The following is a 17,622-nucleotide window of genomic DNA, read 5'->3' as shown; positions in this document are numbered from 1 at the left end:
TTTCTTTTCTGCTTGAGACAACTTCCTGGGTCATGTTCCGATCAACCATCAATTGGTAGATATTCCCCGGAGCAGTTAATTCGTTAGAATACCCGAATACATTGCTAATCAAGTCTTTTTACTGTTTCTTATATTGACTTTGGTGGGCGAAAGGCTAACCAGGTTATTATACTCATAGGAAGTTTTATTGATCATAGAATCATTTCCTTCATATGATACAACAACGCTGCTATCAATATGGGTCCAAAAATGATTAATAAAATATCTATTTACGTCATAATCGGCATTGTACCTCCATCTCAAATCATAACTGTTGCGGGTGATCATTTTTCTAACAGCATACGCTGTATCCTGAGTAAACAACCGGTTGTCTTTGCTGAAATAATTGTATGCCTTTTGTGAGAATTTCCTAACACCGTTATTCATGGTGAAGGTTCCGGTATAAACTTCAGAACCGTTATTAAAGTCGTCGTTATCGCTAGGTGTTCCAGGAATCAAAACCGGCGAATTATCCCAAACATTTGTCATCCAAGTATTACCCAACGGGTGTGCCTGGCTTTTTGGCATACTCAAATATTGATGTTCAATGCCTCCAACCACTGCCTCGTTTTCGAACACTTCAATAACATCGGTATAAGAAACAGTATTATAGTCGTTCAAATATAGGTTGGAAGTACCACTAGAACTTATTGAATAAAAAGCACACATATAGTCGCCAACATTGGGCATTTGAGTAAAATGTCTGCCCACTCCAACAAAATTGGTTTCCGGTATCCCAGGGTAGAATAATTGTCCGCTGCTGTGATTGGGCGTATTCCACTTATGGTATAGGTACTTCTTCTTTTTGATTACATTAGTAACGCCATCCTGGTCGAATATTGATTTAACGCGAACCCCGGCTAAAGGTTGGTCTATGTTGTTAATCAACAAAGCATCTTTCCGGATAATGCTTACGTAAGCTGTAATGCCAGGAAAAGTAGCTGTAATTCTAGTATAGAATTTGCTGTTTTCATAAATATTGTTTAATACTTTTAATTCAATAATGGTGTCTGCCTTAATTGGAATATTATTGATTATAGCGACATTTGTAGCTGAATCAAAAACCGATAAAGTAATTCCCTCATCTCCTCTAATAGCTTCAGGTGGGGGTGGTGTACCTGCCCACATTACTTCGGCTTTTATGTAGAACATCCTTGGTCTTGTCCACATGGGCGAGTTTACCACTTGGCCACGTGCTATACTATTTATGAGACTCATATACATCGTATCCCTGGTAATTATTCTTTTATTATACCCAAATATTAGATGCGGTTCATAAGTAATGGAAGTTGAACCGCCGGTTGGGTAGGTAATCTTTTTAAAGTGCCCTTCACTGCAGCATTGAAATCGTATGAGCGGTCACCTCCTACTTCTTCGAAGTATATATCATCTACATATGTATTATTTGGAATAAATCGTTCGTTCCTCTTTTCGTTAGAAAACCAAATAAATCCTGGGAATAACTTAGCCTTGGAGGCAATTGATTCATTTCATTGTACTCGAAATTATGCTTTTGTCCAACAGTTCCTTTATTCCCCCTTCTTCAATAGTAGTGAGAAATAATCTTTTTCTTAACGCGGGGTATAATGCCTGAATAGTTGTATTGGTATATTTAGTATCATATGCTGTTGATGGGTTAGCTGCGTATATATAGGAAAACCTAAAAATATTGCTCAGTTCACCGGCCTTGTTGCTGATCCTGATGCTATCCAATCTACCTATCCCTTCGTCTTCCCTTGGTGAATAATAGAATTTCAGCTTTCCATTCTTAAAAGGATTTCATTCAATAACCAGCCGACCCCACTAGACATATGGAATGAATTTTGGAACTCTGATCCTGACACACAGTTCATAAGAGTTGGCACTTCTATATTTCCAGTATAAAAATTATAATAGTTAATATTGCCAATCCCCGAACCAAGAATGGGAGTATAATATTCAGAAACCCCAGTAAAGAAGGATCCACTACCTGAAATACTTGAATAATTAAAACCCAAAGTATCATTGGTTGTGCTAATAATTCTAGTAAGCAACCAAGCAGTTTTTGATTTGTTGAAAATTGTGGGACGTTCTAATTCATTGTATTTTTAGACTCTGATTCTTCGTAAGCCATGTTCTCTCCAAAGTAATACTGAAATCCATTGGGAGTCGTAATACGGAATACATCAGCAGTTGGACGTTCAATTTTTATTGCAGCATGCTTTTCCTGCTTAATTTGACCGTCAACAATTATAAACTTTCCATTATATCCGTCGAATGAAAAATTATACACATCGGGTTGTGGATCTGCCGGCTCGACATTATTGACTAGGAAATGATACATTTCCAAGCTATTATTTTCATGTGAAGCTGGTTTATTTCTGAATACGCTTCCAACATCATCGGGTAATCCCAAAGTCGTTTTGGTGATAACTCCGCCAGCCTTAAGGGACCAACTGGAACCAACGCTGCCAGGTATTTCATCAATCTTGATACCATTTGTAGAATAATCAACTGAAACAGCATGACTGATCTTTCCCGAGGTAATATTATATAATGGGATGTTGAATTGTGCCGTTCCGGTAAATAAGCCAATAGGAAGGTCTCCATATTTAGTCATCGAAAATGCCTGCGGTGACGGCGCTATTATTTCCGGAAATTTTGATGTCTCATAGCCTAGCTGTGCATTTATGGTAGTTTGAAAAAAAAAGCATGGCAGTTAATACGTAAATAGATTGGGAGAGTTTCATAAGCGTTATATACAAGTGTAGGCAATTCATATTTTTTTATCTACAGCCATATGCCTAAGCATCTTAGCGATAGGGTGTCTTCACAAAAGTCTATTCGTGATTCCAGGAATTTTTGAAGATGCTGAACGTAAGGAGTAACTATAGTAAATATTTTAAGAAAACATCACCTCTGAAGAAGGTTGTTAAAGTATGATGTCTGAATTCGAATAATATTCGATGAGTTTGGTCCCAGAGGCCAATAAGCAGTTCTATTTCTCATGGACATTCAGGTTTTAGGTTGTTAATAAAATAATAGACGGTAGTACTGATTAGTCAGCTGAAGGTAGGTACTATCTATTGAACCGGCAAGTACAAACCCATAATCGTGCAGTTTAGGGGTATAATCGTGCAGATTCGATGCATAAGTGTGAAACAAAGGAGAGTCACAATGTCTCAAATTAGAAGAGGCAGTCTTCTATGTTGAATTCCAAGCCTCGAGTGTTAAAATTTCAATATTGCACCAGCTTTCGGGTTGGTGCAATTCTTTTCAAGTCCTATAAAAACAACCTTCTCTTGGCAGACATTGATAGTTCAAGCTGCAATTTCCAGTATTATTTTTTACAGGTTGCCAAATGCAAACTCAAAAGAGTGGTCTTGCGAGCAAGCCACAGACGGCCTCCTGCATTTATTGGCGCACCTGAGTTTTTATAAGACTATATTATATCCTGACCCTATAAAACTGAAAAAAATAAATCCTCGCTAACTAATTACGCCTGTAACATATTTCTTTTGGCTTAAAAGCACATATCTTATTCTGTTAAGTAATTTTCTGCTAACTTTTACAATTGCCTTATTTGCATTCATTCTAGGCAACAATTGTTTATAATAAAGTAGCAATGCTGGATCTTTTCGAATAGCCATCCAGGCACATTCTATCAAAATAACTTTAATAAAGGGATTGCCTCTTCGGCTGAGTCCACCAATTCGTTCTGTTTCTCAGCTGCTATGGCTATTGGGAGTCAGGCCACAATAGCTACAAAGATGATCCAGCTTCCTAAATCGCGTTATGTCTCCTATCTCTGTCAGTATCGTCATTGCTGATACCAAGCCTATGGATGGTATGCTAAGAAGCAGTTTTATATTGGATGCATATCTTTCGCTTACAGATAAATCTCCGATAGCTACTCGTAACTGCTTTTCACGATCAATTAAAAAAATTGCTTCCCTATATATACGTCAAATGATGCTTTCCATGCGACTTCTGCAAATTTTAATGACTGCAACCATGTAATGAATGACTTGGTCCAATTGCCATTTTTGTGACTGTCTGGTACAGAGATGCCCTTTATTTTCAAAAAGGCCTTTATTCTATTTTTGACCATGGTAACATCACGAACTATGTTTGCGCGCGCCCTTAATAACAACCTGTCGGCCTCCTGACGTTCATTAGGGATATAGATGGCATTAAGCTGCCTATTCTTTAGGCCTTTAGCTATCTTTCTACTATCAACTTTATCAGTTTTACGTTTGTTTTCCTTATCGCTGGTTGGCACATCGGCAGGATGAATTACATCACATCGAATGCCCTTCTTTGCGAATGAACGTTGAATCCAGAACCCACTAAACCCAGCTTCCTATGCCAGGTAATAATTGGCACCTGGATAATTCTTTTTCAAATATCTTTCCAGCTGATCTACATCTGGTTGTTGGCTAAATGTCTTTAATTCAAATTCATCACTATAAAGACTAACCATCCAGCTTTTGTGGTGAGTATCTATACCTGCATAGATATTCTGACCGGTAAAATCTTTACCTTTAATTGAGTTTAAAATCATGACTTTGAGTTTTGTAATTAAACTTACACTTCCTCGAAGTCATGATTTTTTTCAAACATAGGAACTAAAAAGTAATTGAGGCAGCTTCTTTGTTTTAGGGTTTTGGCTTATCTATATATTTGTATAAAACGACGTGATTGTAGATATTGTTTAGGATTGTTTTTGTGGAGTTATTGGGCATGGCCAGAGGTAAAACACTACAAGTAGTCTTTAAGCAAAACTTCCGGAATCAAGGAATGTTATTGCCACCAGACCTAAATGATATGATTGCTCAAAACCATCCGATGCGGGTTGTGCATGCAGTGCTTGAAAAGGTGGATATCAGCCAGCTAGTGCAACAGTATAAGCATGGCGGCACCAGTAGCTATCATCCGCAGATGCTCCTTAAAGTGCTGGTGTACGCTTATATCAACAACCTCTACAGTAGTCGTAAAATCGAAGAAGCCGTTTCCCAGAATATTAACTTCATGTAGTTGGCAGGTATGAGCAGACCTGACCACAATACCATCAACCGTTTCCGTGGCCAGCGTTTGCAAAAGAGCCTTCAACCGATCTTTACCCAGGTAGTTATGCTGCTGTGTGAACAAGGATTGTTAAGTATCAAGGACCTCTATACAGATGGAACTATAATAGAAGCGAATGCCAACAGCTACAGCTTTGTCTGGGGCAACTCATCAAAACCAACAGGGAGAAGATGAAGCAGCAACTGGGTGAGCTATGGCAATATGCTCAATCGGTAGCAGCGTCAGAGTTGGACGATACTGACCCAACCACCTTTGAGAAGATAGACAGTGAGAAGCTGACGGAGTCCATCAACACTATTAATGCAGCACTGAAGGATAAAAAGGTAGATAAAGGCATTAAACAAAAACTCAATTACGCAAGGAAGAACTGGCCTGCGGCACTTGACAAATACGAACAACAGGAAAAGGTATTAAGCGAAAACAGAAGCAGTTACAGCAAGACAGATACTGATGCCACTTTTATGCGAATGAAGAAAGACCACGACTTGTCTCGATTCTGTCGGGATGAAGAACGGGCAATTAAAACCTGCTTCTAATGTACAGATCACCACCAATAACCAATATATAGTCTCTTACAGCCTCCACCAGAACACGACCGATACCAATACCCTGACAGGTCACATCAGTCGTCATATTGAACAGTTTAAACAAAAGCCCAACAATATAGCTGCCGATGCCGGTTATGGCAGTGAACAGAACTACCAGTGGCTGGAGAAAAAAAGGATCACTGCTTATATTAAGTATAACCAGTTCGACCGGATGCAGAATGAGAACATCCGCAATAAGAAACCTTTTGCCGTTGACCGGCTTGAGTATGATGCCCAAAAGAACCAGTACCTGTGTCCGATAGGTGAGCCAATGAAGCACAAGGGTTGTAAAATTGAAGAAACCAAAGGCGGCTATCCGCAGATCATTGATAAGTTCCAAGCCAAAGACTGTAAAAGCTGCCTGTTAAATGGAATTTGCAATACACAGAAGGGCGACCGGGTAATAGAAGTTTTTCTGAATAACGTCCGGCTGAAAGAGGCGGCAGAAAGGAGGTTAAAGAACAGCCGGGGCATACAGAAGAGAAAACAGCGTTGCTTTGATACCGAACCGGTATTTGGCAATATCAAACACAACCACCACTTCAAAAGATTTATGCCGCGTGGTATTGAAAAAGTAACAGTAGAAACCGGTTTACTGGCACTGGCACACAAACTAAGAAAGAAAGCAGCCTGAAAAACAAGCAAAAGCCTGCTTCAAAATCTTCATCGGTTAATTTAACCCATCTTTTTACTTATCCCACAAGACGCTATTCTATTACACGCCATATAGCGCTATAAAATGAAAAAGGCCGTCCCTTTCTTTTGAAGACAGCCTTTTTTTTATGTCTATAAAGCGATTAAATTAAGGCTTTATGGTATAGGTTACAATCCGTGTGGATGTTGTAAGGCTGATACCAGTTACAGCTGTCACATCCAGTACAAGGGTTTTCTGTGCTGCTACGGGATTGATGTCCAGGATCACCAATGCATCTGCTGATCTGGCTGGAACGGTAGCAACGCCTTTTACGCTTACAAATGCATAGTCAGTGCCTTCAACTGCTGTGGAAGCTGCTCTAACTGTATAGTTCAAAGTCATTGGCTGGCTGAACCTAGCTGCCGTTGCATTTAAACGAACCCTTACGGTATCACGTATAGTAGCTGTGCTACCAGCAAAAGTAATTGCTTTAGTATTTGGCGTAAAAATAACAGGCGTTGGTGCAATCGTTAAAGTATGCGTCTTATAGTTTTCGCTCACTTTTACATTGTCACCACCCGATAAAGTAAAGATCAGCTTTTTGCTTGCTGTTGCAGGTGATAAATTATACTTGATGAAAGCAAAGCTGGTGTTAGCAGGAACTGCTGTTTCACCCGTAGTACCAGTGATTTGATAATCAGTAGCAGCTACTGCTGTGCTATTGGTTGCATCAATGCCATAAGTTACCTTGGCATCATTGACGCGCTGTGGAGCAACAAATTGAATTTTTGCACTATCGGGATACACAAACGTAGGTGTATAAACCGTTCTTGCTACTGGATAAAACTCAATGGCATCTGGCCCATCATATGTAATGATTCTCTCTTTTTCGCAAGAGATAATGGTAATCAGGGTGCCAAAGGCTATAGCTGATATTAATAGTTTCTTCATCTTCTTTCAGTTTAAATAGATTAATACCCGGGGTTGTTTGGCTTTAAGTTAGGATTGGTATCCAATTCTGTTGTTGGAATAGGAGCTATCAACTTATAATCATCCCAGTTGATAGTAGTAGTTCCCTTCACCAGATTTTTCCCAGTTCTTAACAAATCATATAAACGATGTCCTTCAAAAGCAAACTCCAGTCTTCTTTCTCTCCAGATGGCGTCTACCAGGCTTTGGCCTGTTAATACGGCAAGTGGAGCCAGTCCAGCCCTTACGTGAATTTTGTTCAAATCGTCCATGGCCCCAACTTCATCAGCAGCTGCTTTACGCGCTCTTGCTTCGGCCCTGTTGAGGTACAATTCGGAAATACGGAGCAACATGATATCATCGGTTCCAAAAACCTTTTTCTCATTGGGGTACTTTAAGGTGTAGTTTACTGTCTGGGTACCTTTAGTCTGGATAGCAATCAGGTTTTTCCTACGACGATCATTAGTATAATAGTCATTCAGCAATTCTGCACGGGCAGTGATATCGCCATAACCAGTAATACCGTTGTAGCGGAAGAAGATACCTTGAATACAGTCTGTACCCAATGATTCATAACTTTCATAACCCAGACCGAGGATCATTTCGGGATATCCATTACCCCATTTAGTTAAATAAGAAGAGCTATCAGCAGCGAATGTTGCCACTTTGGTAGCTAAAGCATCTGTAGCATATTTCTCAGCATCGTCCCAATTGCCATTATAAAGGCTCACCCTTGACAGTAAAGCCTGTGAAGATGTTTTAGACGCTCTTTTGGGCGCCTCAGCATCATCCAACAGAGTGATAGCCTGTTTTAGATCATTAATAATTTGCGTGTATACGGCTCCTACTTTTGCCCTGGAAGGGTATTCAATTTTATAAACATCCAGGATGGCATCTGTTACAATTGGAACACCCAGGTCGAAACCATTTACTATGAATGCGGGGTTGCGAGCATAGTTTTTAACGAGGTCGAAATAACACAGGCCACGGAGGAAATAGGCATTCCCTTTAAGTCTTGCTCTATCGGCATCGCTAGCTTCGGTTCCATCTACATATTTCAGTACAAAGTTGGCTCGGAAGATGTTGGAATAAGCGGCGTTAAAAATACCTACGTGGCTACCGGGCGTATTACGTCCCTGGGCAACAAAACGGTTTGAGTTGCTGGTAGTGATCTCACCATTATCGGTAAGCACTTCTGTTGCAGCAATGTAATCGCGTCCATAATAACCAGTAGCCTGCAAGCCATTGTAAATGGCTGTGATAGTGGCTTTCATAGCCTCTACGCTTTTAAGAGCGGGGTCGAGTTCGATAGATTCTTTAGGTTGTGTATCCAGAATTTTGTTGCAACTGGATGTTATCACAAACACAGATAATACACTATATATTAAATGCTTTTTCATGATCAGTCTTTTTTAGAGTGTTACTTGAATACCTACAGTCATTTGTCTTCCCTGGGGATATACACCGAAATCACCAGCACTGTTATCCACAAACTCGGGATCGTAACCCGTATAGGCTGTTTTGGTCCATAAGTTAACCCCAGACACATAGAAACGGCCACCTTGTATACCCACTCGTTGAGCAATACGCTTAGTAAAGTTGTAAGCAATTACTACTTCTTTCAAACGGATATAGTCGGCTCTTTCAAAGAAACGGTCACTGCCGAATGCATTCGCGTTAGCATCAGGTTGGGTACCGCCGTTATAGGGTCTTGGTACATCTGTAATGTCACCAGGTTTTTGCCACCTTCTTAACTGATCGCGGTATTGGTTACGATCGTAGGTGCTGCCTGAACGGGAAGCAAAAATCCTGTCCTGGTTGTAGGCAAAGTTGCCGCCAGAGAACTGGAAGAATGCGCGCAGTTCCCAATCGCCATAGTTAAAGGTATTGGTAATACCCCCGTAGAAATTGGCATCAAATGTTTTATCCAAGTAATAGCGATCACGCAATACAGGAATATAAGTAATATTCCCTAATGTATCATAATACATGGGGCGTCCGTCAGCGGGATTCACACCTGCATACTTATAAGTAAAGATAGAGTTCAATGGTCTGCCAACGAGTGTTGCAGTAGTAAGCCTGTCCTGACCATTCAACAGTTTAATTACCTTATTCTTAATAAATGAAATATTAAAGCTGGTAGTCCATTTGAATTCACCTACCAGGTTACGGGTAGTTATTTCGAGCTCAATACCTCTGTTCCTCAGGGTTCCCACATTTTCATTGATGCTGGTGAATCCACTGGTGCTGGGTATTGGTCTGTTGAGCAACAATTTTTTGCGGTCGTTCTGGAATACTTCAACAGCACCCGCGATACGTCCGTTCAAGAAGCTATAATCCAATCCGATATTGGCACTTACGTTTTCTTCCCAGCTAAGGTTAGGAGAAGCCAATTGAGAAGGAGTGGCACCTGGTAAACCACCATATTCACCTGAAAGGCCCAACAGGGCTCTGTTACCGTAATTAGATAATGCGCTGTTACCGGTAACACCATAAGAAACTCTCAGTTTCAATTCATCTACAAAATCGACATTGTTCATGAAGTTTTCCTTGTTAATTCTCCAGGCAACGGCACCGCCGGGGAACCAACCATAACGGTTGTTGCTACCAAAGCGGGAGCTGCCATCACGACGGATGGTACCGGTTACGATGTACTTTTCATCAAAAGTATAAGATGCTTTGGCAAATGTTCCAAACAGTTTCCAGTTGGAGAAACCAGCACCTACAGCAGCGGGGATACCAGTTGCACTTAAAGTAGTGAAGCGATAAGTTGGAACACCAGTGCCTGTAGCATTGAAGCCATTGAATACATTGGAGCGGTATTGAATACCTACCAGACCAGATACGCTGTGCAGGCCACCAAAAACTTTGGTATAGTTCAGGGTTTGGTCAGTTTGCCAGTCAACAAATTCAGAGTTGAATTTACTTACACGTCCATTTACAGAGTTGCCATCAGGGGTTCTGGGATCCTGGTATTGATTTTCCTTAATATCAGTAAATTCCATGTTGAATGCACTGCGGAAACTTAATTCAGGCAAAATCTTATAGGTCAAAGACACATTACCAATGGCCTTGAGTGTGCGGGAGTTGTAGATATTGTAGTCTCCGTTTTGCAGTGGGTTGATGTAATAGCTACCAAAGAAATTGGTATTATAGGTACCATCTGCATTATAGGGATTATTCCCAGGCCACATGAGGATACCTGAGCGCATGGGATTGGCGAAAGCACCGGCGCTACTTACTCCATTTTGCTTGTAAGAACTTACATTCAATGAGGTAGCAAAGCTCAGTTTCTCGTTCAGCTTATGGTCCAGGTTAAGTTTCATGGTACCTCTTTCGAAGTCGGAGAAAACTACATGGCCTTTGAACTTATTATAGGAACCGGAGAGGTAAAAAGTAGTTTTTTCATTACCGCCATTCGCGCCCAATTCATAATTCTGGATGAATCCTGTCCGGAAAACCAGGTCCTGCCAATCATAGGTAGGCAGGGAATCAAACTTGGATGTACCGAAATTATCCTGTACAAATTTATCAGCAGCAGCTTTACCACTGGCATTGGTTACTGCCTCATAGGCCAGTTGGACCAACTCGGGGTAGTTAATACAGGTGTTTTATTAGTGACTTCGGAGAAACCAGTATAGGTATTGAAGTTTACTTTGGTTCTTCCTGCTTTACCTCTTTTGGTAGTAACAATCACAACTCCATTAGCAGCCTGGGCACCATAGATAGCGGCGGTTGCAGGATCCTTCAATACTTCGATAGATTCAATATCATCAGGATTGAGTGCGCTCAATGCGTTGGAGGAAGGGAAGTTACGTGTTTGGTCGCCGGAAGAAACCTGTACACCATCTATAATATATAATGGTGCAGTACCAGCGCTAATTGAACCAATACCCCGTATACGAACCTGAACGGCACCACCGGGGATACCATTTACACCAGTAACCTGCACACCTGCCATTTTGCCCTGGATGGCTCGATCGAAGCTTTGTACAGGCAATTGTTCAATATCTTTTGCCTTAACAGAAGACACCGAACCGGCTATTTCTCTTTTCTTTTTTCTTTCAAAACCCACAACCACGACCTCTTCGAGGTCATTTTCTTTTGTTTAAGGCCTATTATACCCAGATCGTTATTGGCACCAATAGCCACATCCTTTCTGTCGAAGCCAAGGGAAGAAATTTGAAGAATCCTTGCATTAGCAGGAGTAGTGAGGGAGAAAGTTCCATCTGATTTGGTAGTAGTTCCTACAGAGGAACCGCGAACGATAACAGATGCATTGGCAACGGGATTTCCTTTATCATCTGTAACCTTACCGGAAATAGTTTTGTTTTGAGCCAGCAATTGTCCGGTAAACAATAGCATGACCATGGCCATAACCAAGATTTTTCTCATGACAGTTTAGTTGGTTTAAAAATAATATTAAACACGTTCAAAAAAAAGAGACCGCAAAAGTATGGGATTGGCTGATTAAAAAACACTTTTTTGAAAACATTGGTTTTCGATTAAAAATGTATTTCTTCTGAAATGCAGTACCAGCACGGTTTAGCAACACCTCTTATAAAATGTGATCGCTCATTTTTTAATACGCCTCGATGAATTATGATGTGCTGTTAATAAAAATATTCCTCTAACTCTTAATCAAGATAATTATAGAAATAGGCTGGAGATTTAAACTTTTCAAGTTCATACGCGAAAAATTCTTTTCATGATCGCATTCCTGACTCTTTTATTTCCATGAGTAACATGAAATGACATTTTGTACAGCCGAACCAACCAAATTGCTGACTGAACAATAGGTTGTGGTAGGCACATAAAAAAACATTGCAGGAAAATCCTGCAATGTTTTTTTGTTTGCCGAAAATCGGACGAATCCCTTTATTTGGTCAATATGGTATACATTTTTCCGAAGGTACCAGCCGAAACAGTTACTTCATAATCAAACCTAAACTTATTATCGCAACTGGAGAAAGTACCTTTTCCGTTAGATTTAATAGTAGTTTGACCATAAGTAGAATGCACAAACCAGGGTTGTGAAGGAACCTCGGTAGTAAAAGCTGCCGGGTTGTCCCAGTTAAGATTAACTGTAAATGGAACAGCATACCCTCTCATCCCCATAACGGTTATTTTACCTGAATTGCCGGTAGTAGTACCCGGTGTGATCGTTAAGGTATAGGCACTTCCACCGACACCTGCCTCGTTAAAATCCTGGGCATTGTATGTACCTGTAAAATCATTGATATTAACAGGGCAATATTTCTGCAGGATCACTTTGAATTCATTAAAACCAGGCATCGCCACCACATCACCACCGGTAATTGTGAAAACAAGGGTATCCTTTCTTCCCGTAGGATAACCACTGAATTTTCCTTTCAGGTAAATGGTATCCACTGCTTTACCTGCAGGAATCGTTACTGTTTTCTTATCCAGGGTGTACTGCTGTCCTTCGGCTGCGCCGGTAGGAGAAGCAATGGTGAATTGGATGGTCCTGTCCTGATCGGACGTGGTGGTCATCCCTACAGGTATTTTATATACTGTACCAGCATCCTGGGTAACAAAATAGGATCCTGAAGTTTTATAGTTGAAATGCGCTTCAGCGGGAGGGATGGTTGTTTTTCTTTTTTACAACCCGCCAACCCGTACCCCAGGCCTGCTATGAGTAGTAAAGCAACTATTTTTTTGTGTCATAAAGTAAAATTGACTGGGTGAATGAATGGAATATATTATGTACTACCTGTACGTAGGATTCTGGACCATGTTTTCATTGGCCTGAATCTCGGTACCAGGTATTGGGTAATAATATTCCTTGTCTGTTGGGTTGAGCGTTGTTTTATTAGCAGCATTCACAGCATCCTGTGGAAGTCTGACAACGGGTAATAATTTCCTGCGCAGGTCATGCATACGCTGAGCTTCAAAAGCCAACTCTTTAAAGCGCTCTTGTATGATAGCGTTAATCAGGGATTCTTTGGTAGCAAAGGTTTCGTCGACATAACCTGTAATCCTTTGTTTGCGTAAAGCATTCAGATCGGCAGCACCCAGTGCTACCTGGTTTTTCGGCATAAGCTTCGGCCCTGATGAGGTACATTTCGGCTGTGCGGAACACTTTAATGTCGGCACGGCCTGCCTCTGAAGGAGTACCGCCAATGTATTTCCCTACGGAATAGCGGCCGCCGCCCCGGTCGAATACTGTACTGGCTTTGCGAATATCATTAGCTGCAAAAGTATTGTACAGTTTGTAGGACACCGCATACATAATTTTTGAAGAGGTACGATCGTAATAAGAATCACCTAACCTAGCCTGACCGGACATTCTTTTGTGTTTCCAGATCACCTCAGCTTCAACCTGATCAGTCCAAATACCGGGATACTGGGCAGGTGTTGCCAATGGCACAGCATTGATGGCTGCAGTAGCTGCCGTAATAGCTGCGTCCCAATCTTTCTGGTAGAGGGCTACCCTGGCCTGAATGGCACGGATGACATTTGCTGTAATACGCGTATTATCAGTAAAAGAAGCAGGCATCAATCCTGCAGCTGCAGTGAGGTCAGCATTCACTTTGAGAGTACTTCACCTACGGTAAGGCGTGCCGGTTTTTGAATTTTTGATTCGGCACTATAGGGAACACCCAGGGAGCCTGATTGGAGGTTCTCTGCAAAGTTGATGAGCACCTGAAATTCACAAAAGGCTCTTATCGCAATGGCTTCGGCTTTGATCCTATCCCTGGTGGCAGCATCAACGGCAGAGAGGCCCGTGAGCTTATCAGCGGCGGCAATTACCCGATTGGCACGATCAACACCAAAAGCATAGCGGCCCCAGGCGGCAGTCACCTCACCATTGCCTGGGTCGGTTTGCCAACGATGGGCAATTACGCCCCGGCCGGTATTGTTCTCAGTAGGCAGGTTGGCCTCATCTGAATACAGGCTGGTTGCATAAATCTCCGCATCATATGATCCATTAATATTAATGTAAACACCTACCATACCTTTTTCAAGGAATGGAACGGTGGTCATGGCGGTTTCTTCTATAATTTGATCCGAAGGCAGTAGCTCCAGTTGTTTTTTGCAGGAAACACCTATTAAGGCCAAACCTGCTATCCATAAAATTCTATTCATCTTCATATACTGAATTTTTCTTAGAAGGTTAAGTTGATACCGAAGGTAAATGTGCGGGCATTGGGGTACTCGAACGTACTGATGTTGTTGTTGTCTTCAGGATCGAAGCCTCTCCAGTTGGTCCATGTATAGAGGTTTTGAGCCTGTGCGAAGACAGTAGCAGCAGAGAATATGTTGAGCTGCTGTAGGTACTTGCGAGGGATATTGTATCCCACATTAAGGTTCCTGAAACGTACATAAGAGGCGTCCTGCACATCTTTGGAAGAGAAGGATCTTGGGCTACCAAATCGTTGTACTTTGGCAACATCGCCGGGCTTTCTCCAACGTTTGAACCATTCGGTAGACTGGTTGCTGGTAGCAAAGGTGTAATTTTCATTGAAGAAATCTTCGTTGTTGAACCGTTTGTTACCGGCTGCAAAAGAGAAGAAGGCTTCTACATAAACCCCTTTGTAGTTGAGGCTACCGTTGAAACCTCCGGTTACCTTGGGCAACCAACTGCCAAATTCAGCTACACTTTGAGTAGAGCTATTGTAGGCGGTAGTGAGGGTACCATCTTTATTATAATAAAGGGGATTACCGGTAGCAGCATCAACTCCGCCCCATTTAGGTGTAAAATGGGAACCATAGGGCAATCCTACCCGTATGATGGAAGTTCCGAGGGGGAACTCATTTACCTGGCCTAGGCTGGTGATCTCGTTTTTATTAATACCCATATTTCCACCAATTGTTACGCGGAAATCGTTTTTAGCAATTACATCACCCGACAATGCCAGTTCCACACCACGGTTGCGCATTTCGCCAGCATTTACATTCAATGAAGTGGCTCCTGACCAGGCAGACAGACGCTGAGAAATGAACAGGTTGTGGGAGGCTTTATTATACCATTCTATGGTACCACGGATGCGGGAATTCAATAAACTGAAATCTACTCCGATATTGGTGGTATTGGTGTATTCCCAATCATAATCGTCATTACGTAACTGAGTTACTACATAGCCAGGCTGGCCATTGTAGGGAGCAGTAGAGTTGCCATACAATGACAAGTATCCAAAGGCATTGTTGAAGGGGCTAGCTGAAGTACCATAGCTGGCGCGCAACTGCAGGTCGGAAACAAAATCAACCTTAGACATGAAGTCTTCCTTCAAGATATTCCATGAACCACCCACACCAAAATAAGAAATGGAGCGATTTTTTTTTGGGTACTGCCGAAGAAGCATCCAAGCGGTAGCTACCATTGAAGGAGTATTTTCCGTCATAAGTATAGCGCAGGATACCAATCAGGGACTGGGTGACGCCAACGAGGTTAGTAGCACTGCCATCACGGCCCCCGCCTATTGTTGGAATGAAGCCTCCTGGCGAACCCGGAGTAATAGCAGCGGGGGTATTGAGCAAAATGGGGTTTATGCCATAGCCAACATACGAGAATGCACGGTTGGTAGCTTTTATATTTTCTACCAAGGCAGAGGCATCTACCTGGTGCTTGCCAACAAAGGTTTTATTATAATTCAACCCGGCGTTACCAAATAGTTGCATGTAGCGGTTTGTTCCTTCAGAGAAAGAGCCCTGTGCGCCAATGGTTACCTGGCTTCCGGCAAAGGTTCTGGGATCAATGAAACGTTCGGTCATCAGCTCGCGAAAATCCATGCCGAAAGTACCTATGGCAGAAAGGCCATCATATATTTTGTACCTGATGGTGCCTCCCAATACTGCTTTAATTTCATTGCGCTTGCTGGTGGTAGCGTTCTGGCGCTCGAGAGCTGCGGATCCTTCGCGCTGATCATAAACGAGCGCACCATCCGGATCAGCAGGCACTAGCGGATCGTAAGTAGCGTCACTTAAATCGGGGCCAGAGGTGTTTCCACCATGCAGCAATACACCATTTCTATAGGGCAGCTCATAAGGCAATGCATAATATGCCGCAGAAAATGGGTTTACGATGGAAGTACCGTTTTCGCCTTCAATGAAGCTGCTGGATGCATAGTTCAACGTAGTACTAAGCCCAATGGTTAATCTATCGGTTTTAAAGTCCACATTGGTTCTGAAGGAGATGCGCTCCAGTTGTGAACGATTGGCTATACCTTCTTGCTTAAAGTAGTTGAGCGAAGAATAAAATCCTGTACGGTCACCACCACCGGATGCATTGACCTCATATTCCTGGGTTTTACCACGACGGAAAAAGACATCACTCCAGTCGGTTGTATTTTTGCGCAAGCTGTCCAGGATCTGATCATATCTGGCGAGCCTCGTTTCGGGTAATCCTATGTTTTTGGGATTTTTCTTGACAAATACCAGCCTGGTCCGATGTTGTATCCACCTTCCACTCCTACTTCCTCTTCAAATTGAAGGTGTTCGGCTGAATTCATCATATCAAATTTGGGCCTGGTGCGGTCGGAGAAACCGTATTGAGATTTTACGCCGAAAGTGACCTTTCCGCTCTTTCCTCTTTTGGTGGTGATAACGATCACGCCATTGGAACCACGGGAGCCATAAAGTGCTGTAGCAACGGCATCTTTCAATACATCCACCGAGGCTATATCGCCCGGTGTTAAAGCAGCAAAGGCGGCCGCCTGCACGGGAATACCATCCATCACATATAAGGGAGCACTGGTACCATTAATGGTACCTACACCACGGATGATGACATTGGCAGCAGAACCGGGCTGACCAGAACCGGCTGTTACATATAAGCCTGGTGCACGGCCTTGCAAAATCTGATCAAGGCTACCGTTGGGCACCTGGTTGATGGCTTTGGCCTCTACTTTGGAAGCAGCGCCAACATATGTAGATCGTTTTTGGTTACCATAACCAGTTACGATGACCTCTTCAAGGCCCTTGCCTTCTACGGCCAATGATACGGAGAAGGCGCTTTTACTGCCGATGGAAAGGTCCTGGGCAGCATACCCAACAGCAGTAATGGTGATTGCTTTTGCAGCGGCAGGAATATTTAAAGTAAAAGTTCCGTCTGCACGGGTAGTAGTACCCAATGAAGTTCCTTTAACTGTAACAGAAGCACCTGTAACAGGGGCGCCAGCGGCATCTCGTACGGTTCCGGAAATCGTTCTTTCCTGTGCCTGTACTCCCAACTGACTAAGCGTCAGCAGGGCGCAAAGAAACGCGCATAAAATTTTCCTCATGAACGTTGATTTTGAATTTATATAAGTAAAAGCGATAAATGCCTATTAAAAGGGACAAGGTATGGGTATTGAAAGCTGCATA

The 17,622-nt window shown here is 42.2% G+C and carries 16 protein-coding genes and 2 pseudogenes; 1 reads left to right on the top strand and 17 read right to left on the bottom strand.

Annotated features, from left to right (window positions below):
• Positions 1-108: 108 nt before the first annotated feature.
• The 5 genes and pseudogenes from RS881_RS04390 to RS881_RS04375 form a co-directional block, all read right to left on the bottom strand.
• Positions 109-1,167, bottom strand: a complete 1,059-nt coding sequence (locus RS881_RS04390) for a hypothetical protein (protein ID WP_315819969.1) — start codon at positions 1,165-1,167, stop codon at positions 109-111.
• 943 nt (positions 1,168-2,110) lie between these two features.
• On the bottom strand, positions 2,111-2,638 hold the full coding sequence (locus tag RS881_RS04385; RefSeq protein WP_315819968.1) for a hypothetical protein: 528 nt from the start codon (positions 2,636-2,638) through the stop codon (positions 2,111-2,113).
• An 868-nt stretch (positions 2,639-3,506) separates the two neighbouring features.
• Positions 3,507-3,842: pseudogene (locus tag RS881_RS58985) on the bottom strand (transposase).
• A gap of 113 nt (positions 3,843-3,955) precedes the next feature.
• Positions 3,956-4,357 carry an IS110 family transposase gene (locus RS881_RS04380; RefSeq protein ID WP_315825024.1) on the bottom strand — a complete coding sequence of 134 codons (402 nt, stop codon included), beginning with the start codon at positions 4,355-4,357 and terminating at the stop codon, positions 3,956-3,958.
• Between the two features lie 24 nt (positions 4,358-4,381).
• Positions 4,382-4,582 carry a hypothetical protein gene (locus tag RS881_RS04375; protein ID WP_315819967.1) on the bottom strand — a complete coding sequence of 67 codons (201 nt, stop codon included), beginning with the start codon at positions 4,580-4,582 and terminating at the stop codon, positions 4,382-4,384.
• 179 nt (positions 4,583-4,761) lie between these two features.
• On the opposite strand from RS881_RS04375, the pseudogene RS881_RS04370 reads away from it, so the two are divergent.
• Positions 4,762-6,327 (top strand): annotated as a pseudogene (locus tag RS881_RS04370) (IS1182 family transposase).
• A 168-nt stretch (positions 6,328-6,495) separates the two neighbouring features.
• On the opposite strand, the gene RS881_RS04365 reads toward RS881_RS04370, so the two are convergent.
• The 12 genes from RS881_RS04365 to RS881_RS04310 form a co-directional block, all read right to left on the bottom strand.
• Positions 6,496-7,278 carry a hypothetical protein gene (locus RS881_RS04365; protein WP_315819966.1) on the bottom strand — a complete coding sequence of 261 codons (783 nt, stop codon included), beginning with the start codon at positions 7,276-7,278 and terminating at the stop codon, positions 6,496-6,498.
• 20 nt (positions 7,279-7,298) lie between these two features.
• Complete coding sequence (locus RS881_RS04360) at positions 7,299-8,570, bottom strand: RagB/SusD family nutrient uptake outer membrane protein (protein ID WP_315819965.1); 1,272 nt, start codon at positions 8,568-8,570, stop codon at positions 7,299-7,301.
• A gap of 138 nt (positions 8,571-8,708) precedes the next feature.
• Positions 8,709-10,883, bottom strand: a complete 2,175-nt coding sequence (locus RS881_RS04355; protein ID WP_315819964.1) for a SusC/RagA family TonB-linked outer membrane protein — start codon at positions 10,881-10,883, stop codon at positions 8,709-8,711.
• Positions 10,856-11,377, bottom strand: coding sequence for a TonB-dependent receptor plug domain-containing protein (locus RS881_RS04350; protein WP_315819963.1), 522 nt, complete (start codon positions 11,375-11,377; stop codon positions 10,856-10,858). The genes RS881_RS04355 and RS881_RS04350 overlap by 28 nt, the downstream gene beginning before the upstream one ends.
• Positions 11,338-11,691, bottom strand: coding sequence for a carboxypeptidase-like regulatory domain-containing protein (locus RS881_RS04345; RefSeq protein ID WP_315819962.1), 354 nt, complete (start codon positions 11,689-11,691; stop codon positions 11,338-11,340). Before RS881_RS04345 ends, RS881_RS04350 begins: the two co-directional genes overlap by 40 nt.
• Before the next feature lie 483 nt (positions 11,692-12,174).
• Complete coding sequence (locus RS881_RS04340; RefSeq protein ID WP_315819961.1) at positions 12,175-12,810, bottom strand: hypothetical protein; 636 nt, start codon at positions 12,808-12,810, stop codon at positions 12,175-12,177.
• A 216-nt stretch (positions 12,811-13,026) separates the two neighbouring features.
• On the bottom strand, positions 13,027-13,356 hold the full coding sequence (locus RS881_RS04335; RefSeq protein WP_315819960.1) for a RagB/SusD family nutrient uptake outer membrane protein: 330 nt from the start codon (positions 13,354-13,356) through the stop codon (positions 13,027-13,029).
• The gene (locus RS881_RS04330) at positions 13,247-13,849 is read right to left on the bottom strand and encodes a RagB/SusD family nutrient uptake outer membrane protein (RefSeq protein ID WP_315825053.1); all 603 of its coding nucleotides are present in this window, start codon (positions 13,847-13,849) and stop codon (positions 13,247-13,249) included. Before RS881_RS04330 ends, RS881_RS04335 begins: the two co-directional genes overlap by 110 nt.
• On the bottom strand, positions 13,846-14,412 hold the full coding sequence (locus RS881_RS04325) for a RagB/SusD family nutrient uptake outer membrane protein (RefSeq protein ID WP_315819959.1): 567 nt from the start codon (positions 14,410-14,412) through the stop codon (positions 13,846-13,848). Before RS881_RS04325 ends, RS881_RS04330 begins: the two co-directional genes overlap by 4 nt.
• A 14-nt stretch (positions 14,413-14,426) precedes the next feature.
• Positions 14,427-15,536 (bottom strand): TonB-dependent receptor domain-containing protein, encoded by a 1,110-nt coding sequence (locus RS881_RS04320; protein WP_315819958.1) that lies wholly within the window; start codon positions 15,534-15,536, stop codon positions 14,427-14,429.
• Positions 15,529-16,617 (bottom strand): hypothetical protein, encoded by a 1,089-nt coding sequence (locus RS881_RS04315; RefSeq protein WP_315819957.1) that lies wholly within the window; start codon positions 16,615-16,617, stop codon positions 15,529-15,531. Before RS881_RS04315 ends, RS881_RS04320 begins: the two co-directional genes overlap by 8 nt.
• Before the next feature lie 47 nt (positions 16,618-16,664).
• A complete protein-coding gene (locus tag RS881_RS04310) occupies positions 16,665-17,540 on the bottom strand; it encodes a TonB-dependent receptor plug domain-containing protein (protein ID WP_315819956.1) in 876 nt (291 codons plus the stop codon).
• Positions 17,541-17,622: the final 82 nt, after the last annotated feature.

The sequence above is a fragment of the Paraflavitalea speifideaquila genome, from assembly GCF_032395985.1.
In the GTDB taxonomy this organism is placed as follows: domain Bacteria; phylum Bacteroidota; class Bacteroidia; order Chitinophagales; family Chitinophagaceae; genus Paraflavitalea; species Paraflavitalea speifideaquila.
The sequence above is the reverse complement of the archived record's forward strand: the minus strand, read 5'-3'. Positions and strand labels throughout refer to the sequence as shown.